The following is an 18,856-nucleotide window of genomic DNA, read 5'->3' on the forward strand; positions in this document are numbered from 1 at the left end:
CTCCTTGCGGTGGGACCGGAACGAAGTGGTGAGGCGATGAGTTACGAGTCGGGCCTTTCGGCCGTTGGCGCCACGGCGGTCTGAACACGCGGGCGTGGGTCGGTGCCGGAGGCGCTCGTGCGTCGCCTGCGGCTCGCTCTGGTCGTCGCAGGGTCGGTGGATGGCGTGGAGAAGCGTTCACGCGATGCCTCCCGGATGGCCTGCTCGCGACCTGCCGCTACGGGTGGCAGCGGGCGGGTGCGCAGGGTGAAGGCCGGTGCCTGCTGGCCGTCGATGATGAGGCGGGCGGCGACCTGGTAGGCGCCGAGGTGGGTGAGGTCGTGCGGGCTGATCAGCGGCGACGTGTGGTGCTTGAGGTCATTGGCGTCTTTGGGCGAAGCGGTGAAGTAGACCTTGTTGCGGGCGTCCGCTGAGAGGGCTTCGCGGAGATCGGCTGGAAGCTGGTCGAGGTGCTGGTGGGCCAGGACGAGGGAGAGCCGGTAGCCGCGTGCCTCGGCCAGGACGTCGTTGATGTGGCCAGGGAGATTGAGGAAGTTGTGGCATTCGTCGATGACCAGCGAGGCGTCAGGGCGGCTGGCCTCGGCGAGGTGGGCGCGGCGAGTGGCGGCCTGCCAGGTATGAGCGAGCAGGATCGAGCCGAACAGGCGCGCGGCGTCATCGCCGAGGATGCCTTTGGGCAGGCGGGCCAGGACGAGCCCGCCGTCGCCAAGGAGCTGGCCGATGGGAACCGTGGTGGTCGGGCTGGCCAGGGCCTGCCGGACGAACGGGCGTAGGAGCACGGCGCGCAGCTTGTTCATGACGGGGCCGATGACCGTGGCTTGTCCGGCTGGGGTGAGTGCCTGGTAGGAGTCCCAGAAGCCGGCCAGTAGTTCGTCGTCGAGGCGTTTGGTGACGCGGGCGCGGAAAGCGGAGTCGGTCAGCAGCCGGGGAACCTCGCCCAGAGTCGCCTTGTGGCCGAGCACCTTCGTCAACGTCAGGCAGGTCGAACGGAGGAGGTCATCCACGCGTGGTCCCCAGGCCGAGGAGAAGCAGCGGTGGAAGATGGTGACGACCGAATCGACGGCGAAGGCGGGATCGTGTCCGGCCAAGATGTTGATGGAGGGCGGCCGGGCCGGATCTTGCGGGTCGAACACGACCGTCTTGCCGATCGCCCGCCGGGGCAGGCGGGCGAGAATGTCGGTGATGAGGTCGCCTTTGGGGTCGATGACCAGGGCGCCCCGCCCGGCCTGGGCGTCGGCGAGGACGAGGTTGGCGAGCAGGGTGGATTTGCCGACGCCGGTGCCGCCGAGGACGTGGGTGTGGTGGCGGCCGTCGGCGACGGGCATGGCGACGGGCCGCGTATGGCCGCTGTCGCTGTCGCCCAGGACGCGGACCGGCCCGAAATCCGATCTTCGTGGTACGTCCGGTGGCGGGGCTATGGGACGCGCTCCGGCGCGGGTGATGCCAGGGGCGTCAACGTCCCACGGCAGGTGGGCGAGCGCCGCCAGCTCGCCGACCGAGAGCAGGTAGCCGGTATCGAACCGGCGGGAGCTGGTCCGGGCGTGGGGCCGGAAGAGGCGGGCCCTGCGCAGATACTGGTGACCGGAGGTGAACAGGGCGAAGACACCGGCGAGGGTGTGTGCTTGGCCGCGCAGCCAGCCTCGGGCCGAGTCCGGGTTGGGGTGGAAGCCGTCGGCACGGTTCGTGGCTACGGCGTAGTGGATGGCGACGGTGTAGCGGGGCTGGCCTGCCTTGGCGAGGACGGCACGTACCTGCTCGGCTCGTTCGGGGAACATGCGGGCCAGTTCGCCGAATCGGTGATGGCTGGAGACGGGCGCGAGTTCGTCGAGGACGTGGCCGAGCGTGCTCTGAGTGCGGGCGCCGCGCAGGGCGGCTGCTGCTCGATAGGCATGACGCAGGCGTTTGCCGGTGGTGGGGCGGGCCAGAACCTGGACCAGCGCGTGTTCACCCTCGCGGAGAGTGCTCATGGCGGTGAGCAGCGAGCGGATCGGGTCGTTGTCGTGGTCGGTTTTGAGCGGGTAGTGCTCGGGCCTTCCCAGGACGAGCCGTCCGCCAGCGGCCCTGGCGTCCGAGGGCAGCGGGGGAGAGGCTGCATGGGTGGCGGTGGTCGCGCCAGGCCAGGCGGCCTGGATGGCCTTCTCCACGGTGCCGGGCGGGATGACGCCGGGCACCCACAAGCGGATCCGTACGCCGGATTCGCTGGCGAGGTATTCCCAGGCCAGGTGCGGTTGGCCGGCGAAGAAGCGCTTCCATGCGGGTCGGAGAAGTCCGATCAGCTGGCTCCACAGCACGACCGCGCCCTGTGGGTCGCTGGTGGGCGGGGAAGAGATTTCGATCAAGCGAGCGTTCGGAATGAGTTCGGCGTGGTGGAGCCAGCCCAGCAGGTAGCTGACGACGGTTGTCACCACGCACAGCGCTAGAACCGAGAGAGCCAGACGAGGTCCGTAGGCGAGCAGAAACTCGGGGAGCCGGGCAGGCAGCTCGCTCAGAAAGTCCAGGGTGGTCTGGACGTCGTGGTCGTCGATGTCGCAGAGCAGGCACGGCCCAGCAGAAGCGGCTGATGTCATAGCGGGTCGCCTTCGTCGTCGTGGCGATGATCGGCCGCAGGCCCGGGACGTTGGGGCGTACGGTGGTCGATCTGGGCCAGCTCGGCGGGGTCGGTTGTGATCAGGTCGTTCTCAGCGGGCGACGCCACGATGCTCAGCGCTGCTCGATTCGCGGGCCCGGCGATGAGCAGGGCTTCGCCCCGATCTGCTGTCAGCAGGAACTGGCGTTCACCGTCGGTAAGGTCGAAGGCGTCACCGACGGCGCCGATGGCCTGCGGTGCTTGGCGGAGCAGGATCTGGCTGGCGGCATTGGCGACGATCGCCTGCCCCAGCTCCGAGCCGAGCAAGTCGGCGGCATCCTGAGTGACGACCGCCAGCCCCGCCCAGTGCTTCCTCGCGGCCTTGGCCATCCGGAACAGGAAACGGGCGCCCTCGGGCTCCTTCATCAGCAGCCAGGCTTCGTCGACGACGACCAGGCGTTTCCTCCGGTCGCGAGGGTTGGCGACCCGCCGCCAGACCGCATCCAGGGCCAGGAGGGTGCCGACCGCCTTCATTTCTTCGGGGAGGTCGCGCAGGGAGAAGATGATCAGATGTCCGGCTGGGCTGGTCGTGGTCGGGCCGTCGAACAGTTCGCGATAGGAGCCGGACACGTACGGCGCGAGCTGCGCGGCCAGCTCAGCTCCTTGTTCCGAGGACTTCAGGGTGGTGACGAGGTCGGCCAGTAGGGGTGCGGGCTTGGTCCAGGTCTCCGGGTTGTGGGTGATCCCGGCCTCCTGGTAGGTGGCGATGACGGCTGCGTCCAGTGCCGCGCGTGCCTGTGCGGTGAGTTGGCGGCCGAGCATGGTGGCGGTCAGGGTTTGCAGGAACATGGCTCGCCGGGCGAGCACGTCGTCTTGTGGGCCGTGGGCGGCGGGCAGGTCGAGGGGGTTCCAGCGCACTCCGGCGGCACCGAGGTGGAGGCACGTGCCTCCGACGGCGCGGGCGAGGCGGGCGTACTCGTCTTCGGGGTCGACGACGGCTACTTCGACGCCTTGATACAGCAGGCGCAGGGCTTCGAGCTTGGTGAAGAAGCTCTTGCCGGCGCCTGAGCGGGCCAGGACGACGGAGTTGTGGTTGTCCTGGTTGTAGCGGTCCCAGACGATGACGCCGGAACCGGTGGCGCTCAGCCCGTACAGCACTCCGGTATCGCCGACCGGAGCCGCGAGGTCGGGCGAGGTGAACGGGAAGGCGGCGGCCAGGGCTGTGGTGTCGAAGCTGCGCGTTGTGCGCAGCGAGTCCACGGCCAGTGGCAAGCTCGTCGTCCACGCCTGCAGGGCCCGGAAGGTGGCCGGCTGGGTGTCCAGCAGGAGGGATGAGGCCAGGGCACGGACCCGCTCCACCTCTGATGCCAGCTCGGGTTCGGTGGAGGCATGGATGGTGAGGTAGAGACCGACTTTGAACAGGCGGCCGTGCCCCCGGGCGAGGCTGTCGGCCAGGTTGGTGGCATCGTCGGCGGCTGCCTCAGCGGCGAAATCTTGAAGACGGCCATGTTGAGCGTCGGTTCGGCTGGTTGATTCCAGGCGGGCGAGCTGGCGGCGCAGCCGCATCGCCGCCACGGCTTGGGGGATCGGCTCGACATGCAGGGACACGTCGAGGCGTCCCGGATAGGTGAGCAACGGCTCCAGCCAGCCCGCGCCGACTTCGCGCGGGTAGCCGGTCACGGCGAAGGACGCGGTCATCCCGTTGGGCAAGGCGAGTTTTCGGGCGCCGACCTCAAGGGAGCCTGGCTCGGTGAAGGCGCTGCTCTCCGTTGCTTGCGCCCGTCGGCGTAGCTTCATGCGGTCTCCTCGCCGGTGATGATGTCGTCCGGAAGGGCCTGGCCGGCGGGATGCCAGCCGCCGGGATCGAGGCACTCGGTCAGCACCTGGTGTGCTGCGGGAGCGTCGAGGACGCGGGTGGTGACGCCGAGTGCGGCCAGGCTGCGCTCGGCTTCGGCCGCTCGACGCAGCACCACGGCCGCGGAGGCTTCTCTCCGTACAGAGCGCCGCCTTCGACCGGCGGCGTGGTTGTCGCGCAGCACGATGAGCACCTGGTGGGCCAGCAACTCGCGCGAGCTGTTCAGCTCATCGAGGAAGGCGGCGTGCTGGCCGGCGGCGTCGGCGAGCGCTGGATGCGGCAAGCTCGCCGCCCGCCGCTCCACGGCGTCGATCAGATTGCCGAGATCAACCGGCCGGGCGCGGACGAGGATCTGAACTGGCGCTTCGAGGGAGTTGAGCCAGCGGCCGAACGCGCCGGCCAGCGCGGCCTGCTCGCCTGCGGTGCGCAGGTGGAAGGACAAGGTGCCGGTTTCCACGAGTACGGCCACCCCGCCATCGGCCAGATCCAGGGCGCCGTCAGTGCGGATGGCCCGCACCGGCAGCTGCAACGGCGCGGGCGGCTTGCCGCGTAGACGGCACCAGCGTGGCGGCTCAGCGACACCGTCCGGAGCGGCCACCAATCTTTTCGGCGAATGGGCGAACCGGAGCGCGGCAAGGAGGAACCGGTCCAGGCTCAGGCCGTCACGGCGGCCGAGCGCGATGGCCATGCCGAGTGCTGCGAGCGGAAGTAGGACGGCGGCGAGGATGACGATGGGCAGCAGCTGGTGGAACAGGTAGTAGATGGCGGTGGCGACGCCGCCGGTGGTGGCGGTGATGAGGATCTGGCGCACGGTGAGCCCGTAGGCGATCTTGTCTGGACGGTCGATGTCGGATGGGATCTGGGCGATCAACAACTGGTCTGTCTCATTCATCGGCCGTCCTTCCTCGGGATGCGGCTGTTTCTCGGGACGCGCTGTGGCGGCGGGTCCAGCCGCAGACGGAGCTGGCCAGGCCGGGGCGCGCGGGTGGGCATGCCGAGCAGCCGATCTTGGATCCAGGGCGGGCGCGGACGGATCCACGGCCCCGTGGCGGGCGCGGGCGCTCTTGGCGGTGTGGGCGGGCGTGGGACGTGGGTGACAGGGAACGGCAACGCCAGCTGCTTGCCCTGCCGAGCTCGCCGCGCGGCGGCCGAAGACGCTGCTGGGGCGGGCGCCGAGGTGGCGGTGTTGGGCGGCAGTCCGAGAGGTAGCTGGAGTTGCTGCCAGGTAGGTGTGCGGCTGGGCATGGGTGAGGCTCCTGTAGGCGTGGCGGACGGGCCGGGGCCGCTGGGGCCGCGTCCTCGTGGTCCGCGGGGGCCGCGCTGCGGGCCGCCGCTGGGCGGCCGTCTGCTGTGCTGGCGGGCGGCGGTGGTCGCGGTCTTGCGCTGGACCGCGCGCTGTCCGGTCTTGCCGAGAGTGCGGGCGGCGCCGAGGGTCTTGTAGACGATCGCGGCCTTGATCAGCCGTTTGAGCATGTGGGGCTGGCCCTGTTGCCAGATGGTGCGTGCAACCCAGCCGGGAATCTTGATCAGCACGTAGAGAATGCCGATCACGATGAGCGCGTCCAGGGTCCGGTTCACTGTCGGGCGCACGACTGTGAGAGCCGCCTCCCCGAGATCTGGATCGGCGGGTGGGGGCAGGTAGGTGTCGGGCGAGTCGGTGAGGAACAATTTGAACGCCAGGATCAGGCCCAGGGCTTGCAGGATCTGGATGGCGAGCAGACCGACGAAGCATCGCCACCACAACCGCGCGATGCCTTCGGTCTGCGGGAGTGCGTGGCACAGCAGCGCCAGCGGTGCGGCGATGATCACAAACATCAGCAAGGTGACGCGGATGATGGCGATGAAGGCCAGCAGGAGGCCCATCAGGACGGCGGCGCAGATCAGCAGCACGAGGAACAGCGCCGTGCCCTTCGGATCCTTGATCAGCGCGTCGACCTTGGCCGCGATCAAGTTCCCGGCCCGCTGGCCGTTCACGCCATCGCCGAGCAGAGCGGCGACGAGAGAGTTGGTCAGTTCGATGGCGTGCTGGCACACGGTGAGTGAGCAGTTCAAGGCGATCACGGCGACCACCAGGCGTGGAATAACGTCCTTGGCCGTGGTGGAGGTTTGTGCGCTGCCGTAGGCCATGACGATCACACCTGCGGCGAGCACCATGAGGGCGAGCAGCGCGTTGGCCACCAGGCGTACGTGCTGGGACAGCTCCTGCACGCGGGCGAACATCGATGGCGGCGGCGCGGAGAGCAGCGCCTGGCCGACGACGGTGAAGGCAGGATTGATGGCGTCGGTGACCAGGGTGGTGAACCAGCCGTTCATCGCCTGGTTGATCTTGCAGCCGATGTCCATCCACCCGCACCCGTCCACACCTGTGGGCGGGGTGGCGGCGGGTGGAGAGATCGAGCTCACCTGCGGAGACGGTCGCGGGCCCGGGCCGGAGCTGGGTACTGGGCTGGGTGTGGGTTCAGGCACTGCGGAGGCCGCGACCTCAGGCAGGCTGACCAGGGCAACGACCGCCACCATGACGGTGAGTGCCTTCCATGGCCACCGCGTACGCGAGCCCGGCGGATCTGGTGGGTGCCGGCGAGCCACCGTCAGGCTCCCACGATGCCTTTGAGGACCGAGACCAGGAGCGGAGCCAGGACGGCGATGCCGTAGCCGAGGGCGGCGTAGCGGAGGGTCTTCTTGGCCGCCTCGACTTCGCCGGGATCGCCGCCGGCCAGGATGTATCGGACTCCTCCGACGGTGAGAAAGAGCGTCGCCAGGGCGACGAGCAGGCCCACGATGACGTTGCGCAGGTTGTCGATCACCGCGTTCAGTGAGTTGGGCGCCTGCTCCAGTTTGACCAGGGCGTTCGCGGCCGTGCTGATGTGAACGGCGAGGGCGTATTCGAGCACGATGCCTAGGACGATGGAACCGAGGATGAAGCCGGCGATGAGCAGGATTTTGAAGGCGAAGCGAGATGTGGTGGTACGGCGCGGGCGGGATGTCATGTGGTGCCTCCCGACGGATGGTGAGGATGCGCGTCTGGTTTGGGTGCGTGAGGCTGGCCTAGCGGGGAGGGCGGCGCGGAGGTGCCGGACCCGGCACGGGGCCGAGCGGGCGTCCTCCTTCGAACGGCGGATGGCGGTGGACCGGGGTGACAGGGACCGGTGACCAGGTGCGGTCCCGGGCCGGGTCGGCGTTCTCCGCGCTGCCTCTCTACCTGGACAAAGACCAGGTCGAAGAGCCGAGTTAGGACATCAGCGCCAGCGGAGTTTGCTCGACCTTTGCTGCGAGCCACCGCGGGAGCTGATGGCGATCGCTACAGGTCACCGTTGAGGAGTGCTTGGTAGAGAGCCTTTTCGGCGCGCTGGCGGCGCTTGAGAGCGGTGCAGTAGAGCAGCCCGCGGTGGCGGCAGTAGGAACTGAGCGGGATACTCTCCAGCCGGGTGGAGCCGATCATCTGCGCGTCCTGGGCGGTGATGACACCCTGGCGGACGGCCTGGGCCAGGAGCAGGTCGGGGTGGCCGGCCGGGTAGGTGAGCGCCTGCTGCTCGCAGTCGTTCCGATCGGGGTCGGCCAGCAGGTCTGGCCGTTCGGGAGCGTAGGCACGCAGGACGGCGAACTGGGTCAGCCGCGACAGCCGCAGCACCGGATGGGACCAGGCCAGGTTCACCCGGCAGACGGCTTCCATGTAGCACGCCAGTACTTCGGCCTCCAGCTCTTCCCGATCGACGGAGATCTTGTCGGCGAGGGCTGCGGTGAGGCGATGCAGCATCGGGATGGCCAGCACGACGGTGGCGAGCATCCACGCGCCTCGCTGGGTGCGCGCCTGGCCGATGAGGTGGCGCCATACGTGGTCGCGGGTGGTGCGCGAGCAGGCCGGGTGCAGCAGCATCGCGCGCAGGTCGTCCAGCGGGATCATCCGGGCGGGCAGGCCATGGCCAAGTCGGCCGCCGTCGACTGAGAGCGGCTGTGGGCCGCGCATCAGCAGTTCGAAGGAGCGCTCGGCCACGTCCAGCGGCAGCGAGTTGCTCTGACGGCTGGGGTCGTCCGTGTGGCAGGGCGTCTCGCAGGCCGTCGTGTCGGTGGCGTCGAGGTCAGGGTCGGTGGTGGTGTGCGTGCGGGGACGGGTCGAGGTGTGGAACATCGCAGCTCCCGAAGACGTGATCGGTTCGGACGCTGCTCATGCCGCCAGAAGGCCTGGACAGGAACCGTGCAAAAAGCGAGCAGACATCGGGCGAGGAAAAGATCCCTCAAAGAACAAGCCACTCAACCGAACCGCCTCTGACCTGCGAAGACGTCGAGAGTTGCGCTACGCCAACCGAAGAGAAGTCATGGTCGACCGTTGCTCGAAAGGCCGCTGACCAGCGGAAACGGTCGGGCCTAAGGTTTCCGGGTCAAAGATCGTTCAAGCTCGCGGCGGCTCTGCTGCCTCGACCTGCTTCGGCCCCCATCGGCGATTCCGGCGGGTGAGCCTACGACGAGGGTTACCCATGCCTGCGCGGCCGCTTTGACTGCCGAGTCTTCCGCGACTCCCAGGCCCAGCCTCCCGTGAGGAGCATGACGCACGTGATCGCGATCAACGGGATCACCCAGATTCTGTCGCCATGCTTGGTGTCCATCATCGCCAGAAGGACGGCGATGCCGTCAAAGGCGAAATACACGGCGCCGACGCCGGTGAGGAACCCAACGGTACCTCCGATGATGGCAACGGTCTTGCCGGCGATCGGCGCTATGTAGCGGGCGACCTGGGCGCACAATAAGCCGGCCAGAGTGATGTCGGTGATGGGGACGACTCCCAGGGCAACCTCCCAGACGTCGTCAACCCCGGTCTGGTGTTGCACCACTATTCCACGGAGGTACTTCCAGGGCTCGCCGACGTCGGTGAGCCCGAGGATGCCCATGGTGTTCATGAGGCCGATAACACCGAGTGTGAAGATGATCGCCATCATCACCGCGATGCCTTTGCGCTGCCACCCCTGCACGGGGACCTCCCCAGGTGGGAGGATCTTGGTGCTGTTCGGGACAGGGATCCGGCTCGGTTGCTGCTCACCGAGCATGGCCAGCGCCTGCTCGACGGTCGGCCGATTGTGCGGCTCCTTGTCGAGCAGCCGGATGATCAGCGGTCCGAGCCGGCCGGCTTGGCGCGGTGGTGGGGGCTCTTCCAGCAGCACCGCGGTGAGCGCCGCCGGCTGGGCGTTGCGACGGAACGGCGAGACGCCCTCGACGGCATGGTAGAGAGTCACGCCAAGGGAGAACAGGTCGCTGGCGGGAAGCCCGTCAATGCCACGCAAACGTTCGGGGGCCATGTATTCGGGCGAGCCGATGAGCATTCCAGTGGTTGTCAGAGTGGTGTCGGTGGTGTGAACCGCGATTCCGAAGTCAGTGAGCAGCACCTTGCCATCGGTGGAGAGCATGACATTGGCCGGTTTGATGTCGCGGTGCACGATACCGGCTCGGTGCGCCGCGCCGAGCGCTGCCAGCAGCCCTGCGGCGAGCTGCGTGGCCCGTTCCACCGGCAGCGGCCCCTGCATGTCGAGGTGCTCGTGCAGTGACCGGCCGTCGATCAGTTCCATCACGATCCAAGGCAGGCCGTCGGTCACGACATCGTGGATGGCCACGACATTCTCGTGCGCCCGCAACCGGACTGCGTTGCGGGCCTCACGTGCGGTGCGCTCCAATCGCTTGTCCTGCTCCGCCTGCGACATACCGGGCAGCAACTGCAGTTCCTTGATCGCCACCTCGACGTCCAGGACCTGGTCATGGGCGCGCCAGACCCGCCCGAATCCACCAGACCCCAAGACGGAGATCAACCGGTAACGTCCGCCGACCCGATAGCCAGGCTGCGCCGATGTCATTGCCACCCCGCCTCATCGAGCGGGGCGAGCTGCGGCCTGCCGTCCTCGGCGACGTAGCGGACCTCGAATTCCCCGGCCCGGAGAGGCGTGTCCATACCGCCGGTCAGCACGTGCAGAGCCGTCATAGCTCAGCATTCTGCACCACCAAGATCGGAGCCGAAGCGGGATCGGACAATTGGCGCTGAACACCGACAGCTTCATCGGCAACCGACACGAGAACAAACGAGTGAACGCTGGCTTCCGACCGGTGTCCGCTTCTTGTACGAGAATGCTATGACCTGCGAAAACACGTCAACGGATCGGGAGGAGGCTCGAACGCTGGCCCGACAGAGCAGCGGCCAGGCCGACAGTGCGTCACCACCAGGCATTACTGATCCTTTGCGTGATGGGCTGTCCCAAGTCGTGCCTGGCGGCAGGTATTTGGATAAGTGACAGGATCCGGTGGCCCGGGTGATGGGGCCACACCCGCATGACAGCACGCACGACCTGCTCCACCCGTTCCAACCATCATTCCGACTCCGCTCACCGCGCCGCCCGCGAAGCTCAGGAGGTAGCTCGGCGGCATCTGCCGCTGAGCGTCTGGCTGGCCGCAGCCGATGCCGAGTCCATCTCCGCCTGCGAGCGTGGGTGCTGCGTCCCGGTGAGCGGGCCGCTGGCCCGTCACCTCGTCTCGGCGTGCACCCGGCTCGGCGACACCGTCATCCACCTCGATGCCACCGACCACCAGCTCGTCTCGGCCGCCTTGGTGACGGGCTGCCGAGTGACCGCCACGTTCGCCGATCCCGCTCTGGCCGGGGTCACCTGGACCCGGCTGACCCGTACCCACCTTGAGGATGACCTCCAGGTCGCCGACCTACGCGTCATCCGGCCGGAGAACTCCGCCCAGGCGCTGGAGGACCTGTCGGGCACCGCTGCGCTGGTCGTAGTGCAGCAGTCGTGCGCGCCGTCATCTGACGAGGCCGGCCGTCCCGCTGCCGGCGCGGCTGCTTCGGACGTCCAGCCCATTGCCGTGTCTGCCGCGGCGACACTTCTGAAGCCGGGCGGGCATCTCGCGGTGGTCACCGGCTTGCACCGCGCAGAAGACCGTGTGGTCGACCCGGTGCCGGAGGTCATTAGGCGGGCGCGGGGAGCCGGGCTGAGGTACCTGCAGCACATCATCGCGTTGCGTCTCCCGGTGCGGGGCGAGCGGATCGACCCGGTGATGTCGCAGCGCGAGGTCGCGGCGGCGCAGGCGCTGCCGCCATGTGCCGGGCTGCCGGTCAGCGCCCGCGTTCACTCCGACGTGCTGCTGTTCACCAAGGTCACGGGCCTCGCGGATGGCTCCTGCGAGCTGGGGGAGCCTCGGCACAAGGCCAAGGCGGGAGAACGTACCGGCTCGGCCCTGGCAGCAGATTCGTCCCCACCAGCTGGGTCAGGACAGGGTGGCACGACTCAGGCCGGTGGTGGCCGTTGATGGTCGAGGTGACGACGTCGGTGTGGGCGACCGGGCAGTGGCAGTCGCGGTTGCAACGGCGGGGCCGGTACGTGCCGGAGTCGATGCGGCATCCGGGCAAGATGCTCCCGTCCATCGCGTCCAAGGTGATCCAGACGTACACGCGGCCCGGCGAACTGGTGGTCGACCCGATGTGCGGGATCGGTACCAGCCTTGTCGAGGCCGTCCACCTGGGGCGGCACGCGGCCGGGGTGGAGTACGAGGAGGGGTGGGCGCGGCTGGCTGTCGCCAACCTCGGCCACGCCCAGCGACGGGGCGCGTCCGGGAAGGGCCGGGTGGTCGCCGGGGACGCGCGCAACATCGCCGCTCTGCTTCCCGATCTGCTCGGGCGAGCAGCGCTGGTGCTGACCTCGCCGCCGTACGGGGCGGCCACCCATGGCCATATCCGTTCCAGCCGCGACAGTGGCCAGCCCGGCGTGCGCAAGTGGAACCATCGCTACTCCCGTGACCGCGCCAACCTTGCTCACCAGAGCCTGCCCACGATGCTGGAAGGGTTCGGCCGAATCTTGTCCGGTAGTGCGCGATTGCTGCGGCCGGGTGGCGTCGTGGCGATCACCGTGCGTCCGTATCGCGTCAAGGGCGAGCTGGTCGATCTGCCCGGCCACGTGCAGGAGATCGCCGGCCAGACAGGGCTGGCGCTCGCTGACCGGCTGGCGTGCCTGCTGTGCGGGCTCGGTGACGGCAAGCTCATCAACCGCTCCTCCTTCTTCCAACTTCACGAAGCCCGCAAGGGCTGGGCACGCGGGCTGCCCATCCACGCCAGCGCACACGAGGATCTGTTGATCTTCCGAACGCACGCGTCGGCCGCGGGTTCAGGGAAACTGAAGGGTTCTCAGTGGGAACCCGAGGATGCTGGTGGAGGTTTCCGGGGCTCTGATACTCGGGTTCCAGGCGAAGACGGTGGGTGGTCTTCGTGAGGGCGGGTGAGCAGGGCGCGGGCGGAGGCGGCGTAGCGGACGGCGGTGCTGTCGTCGATGTCGAACACCTTGACGAGGTGGAGGGGATCGGCGCGGTTGGCCAGGGCCTCTTCGAGCTGCCGGTCGATGCGCAGGCGTTCGAGGGTGGCGGTCTGCCCGCGCAGCAATCGGCCGATCCAGGGGCTGCTGACGGGGCCGGTGCCGACGGCGCTGGCCTGGCTGATCAGCAGATGGGGGTTGGCTGTGGTGGGCCAGCGTTCGCGCCGGTAGGTGAGCCACTCGGTGAGGATCCGGTGGGTGAGGTCGTCGAGCGGACGGGGCCGTCCGGCGATGATGATCTGGCGGTTGCCGAGGTCGATGTCATCCAGCTGCAGAGAGCGGATGGCATGGTGGCGTGCGGCATGCACGGCGGCGAGCGCGACGAAAAGACGCGCGGCCGGGCTGGCGGCGACCTGGATGGTTCGGGCGATGTGCTCGGGCTCGAGTGGCTGGAACAGGGATGGCTCGGGCCGCCGGATCTTGATGCGGCTGGCGGGATCGCGGAAGATCACGCCTTGGCGTTTGGCCCAGCCGAACAGCGAACGCAGCGCGGACAGGAGCGTCTCGCGTTGCTGACCGGTGAGTGTGCCGAGGTGGGTGAGGACGTCGTCGCGGGTGACTTCCCGCAGGTGATCGTGGCGGTTGGTCCAGTCCAGCAGGGCAGGCAGCGCGGCGCGAACGTAGATGCCGACGGTGCCTTCGTCACGGGGCAGAACACGGGGGCCACCGTCGCGCAGGGTGCGGGCCCATATGTTGACGGGGTCGGCGAACCCGGGGGACAGACCCTGGAGTCTGCTGGTCAGCCAGGCCTCGAAGGTGGCCGGCAGGTCCTGGTCCCAGATCCCCATGATGTCGAGAAGCTCAGCGGCACGGCGGAAGCTGGCGCCGCGCCCTTTGATCACGTCGTTGATGTCGGAGGCGCGGATCGTGTCTCCGGCCACGTGATGGGCCAGCAGCATGACCAAGGTGCGCTGGGTGGTCCCGGCAACGATGGGCGACCAGCCGCGGGCCTGGCCCATCAGGTGGGCCAAATGCAGCGCCCATGCCAGCCACGGGTTGTCCGGTACGGGGCCGCGGCGCAGGTCGATGCGTCCGTAACTGAACTGGCGGCGGGGAGCGGGAAACAGCGGCAACTGGATCGAGTCGGTGCGGGGCCGCACCGCTGCAGGGGGCGGGTTCTTGAGCGGACGTCCTTTGATCCCTCGCCGCCGTTCGATGCGAGGAGGGGGCGGGACGCGGCGCGGGCTGCAGAGCAGGAACAACTGCTGGTGGGTGACCTTCGGCAGCCACGGCTCCATCATGACCTTCGACCGCGCGTCGCCGTCATGGTGGCGACGGTCTTGGTCAGCCTGGCACCAGCACAGCCGGCAGTAGCCCTTCTTCATCGGCATCACCCGGCGGCAGGTGGTGCACGGACCGGTCCGAGGATTGCCGCGGGCGAAGGAGTAGCAGGCCACGCACAGGCCCATGGTGTAGGTCTGGCCCCAGCCCAGGCAGGAACCGCAGCTCATGATGCCTCGGCTCGTTCCGCGGCGAGCCATCGGAGTGGTGGTCATCGCAGGTCAGACGGGCGGAAGGGAGCGGCCGTCCCGGCGGCGCGGCACCACCGGGCTGGGGCCGGTGCCGGTCGCGGCCTGCGGGGCGGCGGTGCGGCCGGGCTGGGGGACGGTCTCGGGTTCGGGCAGCAGCAACTCCTCGATCCCGCAGCCCAGAACGGCGCAAATGACGTCGAGGTCGGCGAGTTTGATCGAGATTGGCTGGCCGGACCACAGACCGGACATCTTCCCAGCCGAGATGACCAGGCCCCGTTCGGCCAGCTTCCGTTGCAGCTCGGATGCCTTCCAGATACCGCGATTCGCGGCGGCCAGGCGGAGGTTCCATCTCACGGGTCACAGTCCCTTCAGCCGAGCGGCGGCCCGGGCCTGGCCGGCAAGCCAGGCGTCCTCGACATGGGTGCGGTGGACGTGTACGTAGTGCATCGTCGTGGTGATCCAGGCGTGGCCGAGGGTCTCCTGGACCGCGACCAGGTCCATCCCGCCCGCATACAGCTGGCTGGCGCAAAAGTGCCGCAGGACGTGCGGAGTCAGTGTGTCAGGCCAGTCCGGCAGATGCCGGGCGGCTGCGTTCGCGAGTGCGCCGCGCAGCCGGTCGGGGCCGATCCTGGCAGCGCTCCCGTCGACGTTCTTGCGCTCGGAGGGGAACAGCGGGGCACCGGGCCGGGCGTGGTCATCGTCGAGTTGGCCCCACACGTCCTGCACGAACCAGCGCAGGGTGCGGTCCGCGCCGTTGATCAACGGGACCATCCGCTCGCGAGGCCCCGATCCGCGTGCGCCCTTTCCGTGCCGGACGTGGAGTTTGCCGAACCGGCCCAGCTCCCACTTCACATCCGACAAGTCGAGCCGGCACACCTCGTTCACGCGCAGCCCGACCTCGGACATCAGCTTCGCGGTCGCGTAGTTCCGGGCTGTGGGCGCGTACTTGCGGCACGTCGTCAGATCACTGCGCCAGCCAGCGAACAGTTGCTCGAGCTGCACGGCCGATGGCGGGATCCGCAACGCGGCCTTCCGGCGTCCGCGAGGCCGGTTGAGCTCATCGATTGGGCACGCCACCACCAGCCCGGTCAACCGATGCAGCTCGACCTGGTGACGCAGCTCCAGAAACAGGAAGTACGTCTTCAACGCCTGCGCACGGGCCAACCTCGTGCCCGATGCCGCCGCGCGCAGAACCGTCCCGAAGTAGACGTCGGCGTCGGCAGGCAGCATCTCCCACAACGGGCGACCGAACCAGGCCCGCATCAACTCCAGATGCCCGACCTCACTGCTGATCGTCGAGTCCGCCAAACCCGCCGACGCCCGCGCCAACACGAGCCCAGCCAGCACGTCCGTCTCGAATGCTGCGACCTCTTCCAGGCTGGCAGGTCCGCAAGCATCCCGAAGATCCCGGACCGCTGCCAGACCCAACCCGAGCCACCACACCTTCACCAAAGCCACAGCTCGATCGGAGCTACCGAAATGTCTTCAGAAATCCTGAAGATCCATCAGCCGACCATGATCGCACAGATATACACCACCCAAGACCAGCTCCAAGCCGAGCAGCACACAACCCCGCACCACCACGCCATCAGGAACCTGCGGGTTGTTTCTCAGCCGCCGCCGGAGCCGGGCCCCGGCTTGCGACATGACCTCCGGGACGGCCGCAAGTTAGAGTAGCTTCTGGCCCGCCCTTGTTCCTGGCCCGGATTCGGGCCAGGAACAGGGGGTGGGCGTAGACCTGCGGATTTCGCTTGACGCGGGCCATGAAGGTGGCGTCGATACCGCCGCCACCCCAACCCGGTACCGGGCCCACAGGCCGGGGCTATGGCCGCCCGGGCCGGGCGGTGCCGCGTCGGTGGCGCAGCGCCCACCATTGCCGACCAGCCGCGCATCCCGCGCGGCCTCTGTTCATCAACGCTCATCGAGGTGATGCATGACCAGCACAACCCTAACCAGCCGTACGACCCCGCAGGAACCGGAGGTGGTCGGCCTGCTGACGGCCGGACGGCTGCTCGGAATGGGCCGCACCAAGGCATACCGCCTGGCCAAAACAGGGGCATTCCCGTGTCGGGTGCTGCGCATCGGCGGCCGGTATGCGGTTCCGGTACGTGGGCTGCGGGCGCTACTCGACCACAGCAGCCCGGACAGCGGGAGCCGTCCGGCTAGCGAGGAAGGATGACCATGATGCGAAAAGCCCGAACATGATGGCGGGCAAGGAGTTGAGCGTCGCAAAGGGCACCACGTTCAAGATCTGCACGTGTATCGATCCCGCCACCGCTAAGAACATCAGCAAGACCTACCCCAGCTGCGGCGCTCGCCCGCCGGTGGCAGTGGCGGTGGTGGGGCTCGAAAAGGACCTTGGTGTTGAACAGCCATGCAGGTCAGCGAGAGTGCTCCCCGCGTACGCGGGGATAGTCCCCGCCCCGGCACCCGGCCGCTTGCCTATCTGCGGTGCTCCCCGCGCATGCGGGGCTGGCCGCGGACCACCTCAGGTGTGTCCTGGGGTTCACCCCGTGTCCAGCAGTGGCAGGACGGGGCCGCTGCTGGAAGCTTGGGGTGGGCGGTCCCTCGCGTTGTGTCCGCGGTCGTCGCGACCGTGAACCTGAGCGAGGGACCCCCTGGTGACGATCTGGCGAGTGGGGGGATATCCGCCGTGATCGTCGGGGTGGTTGACCGGTCCTCGGCTCTGCGGTCAGCCACCAGAAGGTGACCGCGCCCGCACCAGGGTGCGTCGCCTTGCGGTCACCAGGTTCCGAGACGTTGACCAAGCGTGTCCGTGCCTAAGGTTCAGTAGCTCGGCTAGTGCGTTGACCACATACGTTCACCGGGTCTGATGACACACCTTTCGAGGTCCATGGCGGGTGCGCCGGGTGGCCCCACCACTTAGCCCGAGTGACGGGGCAACTGTTACGTTCCGGGCATGAAAAGAGTCCCGTTCACCGGTGGTGAGAAGGAAAGCCTCCAGGCCAGCATGGACCGGCATCGCGACGCGGTGCTGTGGAAGGTCGAGGGCCTGGACGACGAGGCGCTGCGACGCCCCATGACCCCGTCTGGGACGAACCTCCTGGGCCTGGTCAAGCATCTGGCGGCCGTCGAGTACTGGTGGTTCGCCGACACGTTCGGGCAGGAGCACGAGGAGCTCCCGTTCGACGACGATGACGAGGACGCCGACCTGCGCGTCGGCCCCGGCGAGACCACGGCCGACGTCCTCGCCTTCTACGCCCGCGCCCGCGCGTCCTCGGACGAGGTCATCGAGAAGTTCGGCCTTGAGGACCTCGGCACCAACGAGCGCGGCGAGAGGATGACGCTGCGCTGGGTGCTCATTCACATGATCGAGGAGACCGCCCGGCACGTCGGCCACATGGACATCGTGCGCGAGCTCATCGACGGCGCGAGCGGCGACCACCGGCGCGCCTAGTGCTGTCACCGGAAACGATCACCAGGTTTGGGTGAGGATTTTCAGGCGGCCGGTGCGAGGGGTCGACCACCCCAGCGGAGACCCTTCTCGCTACGGATTCGGGCACGTTCGCGGCGTTGGGCGGCCAGCACGTCGGGGTGGCGGGCATGGGCGTTGCGCCAGCGCAGGTAGGCGTGCAGGGCCCGGGTCTGGACGGTGTGGTTGCGGTGGCTGGAGTTGGCCAGGGTGAACTGGCGCAACGGTCCGAAGTGCGCCTCGATCGGGTTGGCCCAGGAGGCGTAGGTCGGCGTGAACAGCAGCCTGACCTTGTTCTTCTCGGCCCAGGCGCGGATGCGCCAGTTCTTGTGCGCCGACAGGTTGTCCAGGATGACGTAGATCGGGGCGCCGTCCGGCCGGGCGGCGCGGATGGATTTCAGCGCGGCCCAGGTGGGGTCGATGCCCTTGCGGGCTCGGTTGACGCCCCACAGCAGGTCGTCGCCGGCGGAGTAGCAGCCGTGGAAGTAGGTGACGCCCTGGGTGCGGCGGTAGGTGGCCGGCAGCCGGTCCGGCTCGCCCTGCGGGGCCCAGCCGGATCCGGCGGTGGGCCGGATGCCCAGGGGTCCGAACTCGTCGAAGGCGAAGGTGCGTTCGGGCCGGTGGGTCAGGGCGTACTCGATGTCGTCCAGTTTGGCGTCGAAGTCGGGGTCGGGTGAGTCCTTCCAGGTCTTGGTGCGCTGGAAGGTGATCCCGCGGCGGGCCAGCAGGGTGCGTAACGCCTCGCGGCCGATGGTGATGGCCCGGCCGGGCAGGCGGCGCAGGTAGTCGAGCAGTTTGCGGATGGACCAGCGGGTGAAGGGCTGGCCGAGCTTGGCAGGTCGGGTGGTGGCCGTCGCGGCGACGAAGTCTTCGTCGTCAGGACTGAGCAGGCGGGGACGGCCTCCCGCCCACTGAGGGTCCAGGCAGGCCAGCCCGATCTCGTTGAAGCGATGGATCACATCGCGCACGGTGTTCTCATCGGCTTGCACCAGCCGGGCGATGACCGGGACGGTGTTGCCGCCGGCCGAGGCCAGCAGGATCATCGCCCGCCGATAGCGGACCGTGCTCATCGTGCCGCGCCGCACGATCCGCTGCAGCTTCTGCCCTTCTGGGCTCGTGAGCCTGCGGACCTTGACCGGTTGCGTCACCTGGCCTCCCGACTGCCAATCGAACGTGATCAGCACC

15 protein-coding genes are annotated in these 18,856 nt (G+C 68.5%); 3 read left to right on the top strand and 12 right to left on the bottom strand.

The window, feature by feature from the left end; translation table 11 throughout:
* Positions 1–41: 41 nt before the first annotated feature.
* The 8 genes from FH608_RS23935 to FH608_RS53855 form a co-directional block, all read right to left on the bottom strand.
* The gene (locus FH608_RS23935) at positions 42–2,567 is read right to left on the bottom strand and encodes a type IV secretory system conjugative DNA transfer family protein (RefSeq protein WP_226899827.1); all 2,526 of its coding nucleotides are present in this window, start codon (positions 2,565–2,567) and stop codon (positions 42–44) included.
* The gene (locus tag FH608_RS23940; RefSeq protein WP_139632831.1) at positions 2,564–4,363 is read right to left on the bottom strand and encodes a VirB4 family type IV secretion system protein; all 1,800 of its coding nucleotides are present in this window, start codon (positions 4,361–4,363) and stop codon (positions 2,564–2,566) included. Before FH608_RS23940 ends, FH608_RS23935 begins: the two co-directional genes overlap by 4 nt.
* The gene (locus FH608_RS51620; protein ID WP_193318585.1) at positions 4,360–5,292 is read right to left on the bottom strand and encodes a PrgI family protein; all 933 of its coding nucleotides are present in this window, start codon (positions 5,290–5,292) and stop codon (positions 4,360–4,362) included. Before FH608_RS51620 ends, FH608_RS23940 begins: the two co-directional genes overlap by 4 nt.
* A gap of 17 nt (positions 5,293–5,309) precedes the next feature.
* On the bottom strand, positions 5,310–6,764 hold the full coding sequence (locus FH608_RS51625) for a DUF2207 domain-containing protein (RefSeq protein WP_193318586.1): 1,455 nt from the start codon (positions 6,762–6,764) through the stop codon (positions 5,310–5,312).
* Positions 6,765–7,009: 245 nt separating this feature from the next.
* Complete coding sequence (locus tag FH608_RS23950) at positions 7,010–7,408, bottom strand: pilin (RefSeq protein ID WP_226899828.1); 399 nt, start codon at positions 7,406–7,408, stop codon at positions 7,010–7,012.
* A 311-nt stretch (positions 7,409–7,719) separates the two neighbouring features.
* A complete protein-coding gene (locus FH608_RS23955; protein ID WP_139632832.1) occupies positions 7,720–8,547 on the bottom strand; it encodes a hypothetical protein in 828 nt (275 codons plus the stop codon).
* A gap of 340 nt (positions 8,548–8,887) precedes the next feature.
* On the bottom strand, positions 8,888–10,258 hold the full coding sequence (locus FH608_RS23960) for a serine/threonine-protein kinase (protein WP_226899885.1): 1,371 nt from the start codon (positions 10,256–10,258) through the stop codon (positions 8,888–8,890).
* Complete coding sequence (locus FH608_RS53855; protein WP_263008751.1) at positions 10,255–10,383, bottom strand: hypothetical protein; 129 nt, start codon at positions 10,381–10,383, stop codon at positions 10,255–10,257. Before FH608_RS53855 ends, FH608_RS23960 begins: the two co-directional genes overlap by 4 nt.
* A gap of 515 nt (positions 10,384–10,898) precedes the next feature.
* Here FH608_RS53855 and FH608_RS23965 point away from each other — a divergent pair.
* Together FH608_RS23965 and FH608_RS23970 are read left to right on the top strand one after the other, a co-directional pair.
* A complete protein-coding gene (locus FH608_RS23965) occupies positions 10,899–11,711 on the top strand; it encodes a hypothetical protein (protein ID WP_139632834.1) in 813 nt (270 codons plus the stop codon).
* The gene (locus tag FH608_RS23970) at positions 11,711–12,667 is read left to right on the top strand and encodes a TRM11 family SAM-dependent methyltransferase (protein WP_139632835.1); all 957 of its coding nucleotides are present in this window, start codon (positions 11,711–11,713) and stop codon (positions 12,665–12,667) included. Before FH608_RS23965 ends, FH608_RS23970 begins: the two co-directional genes overlap by 1 nt.
* Here the strand turns inward: FH608_RS23970 and FH608_RS23975 are convergent.
* From FH608_RS23975 to FH608_RS23985, 3 genes are read right to left on the bottom strand one after another with little or no spacing between them, the layout of a single operon-like run.
* Positions 12,583–14,217 (bottom strand): site-specific integrase, encoded by a 1,635-nt coding sequence (locus tag FH608_RS23975; protein WP_226899829.1) that lies wholly within the window; start codon positions 14,215–14,217, stop codon positions 12,583–12,585. The genes FH608_RS23970 and FH608_RS23975 overlap by 85 nt on opposite strands.
* A gap of 51 nt (positions 14,218–14,268) precedes the next feature.
* A complete protein-coding gene (locus FH608_RS23980) occupies positions 14,269–14,592 on the bottom strand; it encodes a helix-turn-helix domain-containing protein (protein ID WP_139632837.1) in 324 nt (107 codons plus the stop codon).
* A 3-nt stretch (positions 14,593–14,595) separates the two neighbouring features.
* Positions 14,596–15,696: a tyrosine-type recombinase/integrase gene (locus FH608_RS23985; RefSeq protein WP_226899830.1), complete on the bottom strand. Its 1,101-nt coding sequence runs from the start codon at positions 15,694–15,696 to the stop codon at positions 14,596–14,598.
* Between the two features lie 1,462 nt (positions 15,697–17,158).
* Here FH608_RS23985 and FH608_RS23995 point away from each other — a divergent pair.
* Positions 17,159–17,656 carry a DinB family protein gene (locus FH608_RS23995; protein ID WP_139632840.1) on the top strand — a complete coding sequence of 166 codons (498 nt, stop codon included), beginning with the start codon at positions 17,159–17,161 and terminating at the stop codon, positions 17,654–17,656.
* Positions 17,657–17,697: 41 nt separating this feature from the next.
* Here the strand turns inward: FH608_RS23995 and FH608_RS24000 are convergent, their stop codons facing one another.
* On the bottom strand, positions 17,698–18,819 hold the full coding sequence (locus tag FH608_RS24000) for an IS630 family transposase (protein WP_226899831.1): 1,122 nt from the start codon (positions 18,817–18,819) through the stop codon (positions 17,698–17,700).
* Positions 18,820–18,856 lie beyond the last annotated feature (37 nt).

The organism is Nonomuraea phyllanthi (assembly GCF_006334985.2).
In the GTDB taxonomy this organism is placed as follows: Bacteria; Actinomycetota; Actinomycetes; order Streptosporangiales; family Streptosporangiaceae; genus Nonomuraea; species Nonomuraea phyllanthi.

Coding starts and splice junctions, on each gene's coding strand:
- FH608_RS23955 (WP_139632832.1), bottom strand. CDS start 8,547: ATGTTCCACACCTCGACCCGTCCCCGCACGCACACCACCACCGACCCT.
- FH608_RS23970 (WP_139632835.1), top strand. CDS start 11,711: ATGGTCGAGGTGACGACGTCGGTGTGGGCGACCGGGCAGTGGCAGTCG.
- FH608_RS51625 (WP_193318586.1), bottom strand. CDS start 6,764: ATGGACATCGGCTGCAAGATCAACCAGGCGATGAACGGCTGGTTCACC.
- FH608_RS23935 (WP_226899827.1), bottom strand. CDS start 2,567: ATGACATCAGCCGCTTCTGCTGGGCCGTGCCTGCTCTGCGACATCGAC.
- FH608_RS23975 (WP_226899829.1), bottom strand. CDS start 14,217: ATGAGCTGCGGTTCCTGCCTGGGCTGGGGCCAGACCTACACCATGGGC.
- FH608_RS53855 (WP_263008751.1), bottom strand. CDS start 10,383: ATGACGGCTCTGCACGTGCTGACCGGCGGTATGGACACGCCTCTCCGG.
- FH608_RS23995 (WP_139632840.1), top strand. CDS start 17,159: ATGAAAAGAGTCCCGTTCACCGGTGGTGAGAAGGAAAGCCTCCAGGCC.
- FH608_RS23950 (WP_226899828.1), bottom strand. CDS start 7,408: ATGACATCCCGCCCGCGCCGTACCACCACATCTCGCTTCGCCTTCAAA.
- FH608_RS23940 (WP_139632831.1), bottom strand. CDS start 4,363: ATGAAGCTACGCCGACGGGCGCAAGCAACGGAGAGCAGCGCCTTCACC.
- FH608_RS23960 (WP_226899885.1), bottom strand. CDS start 10,258: ATGACATCGGCGCAGCCTGGCTATCGGGTCGGCGGACGTTACCGGTTG.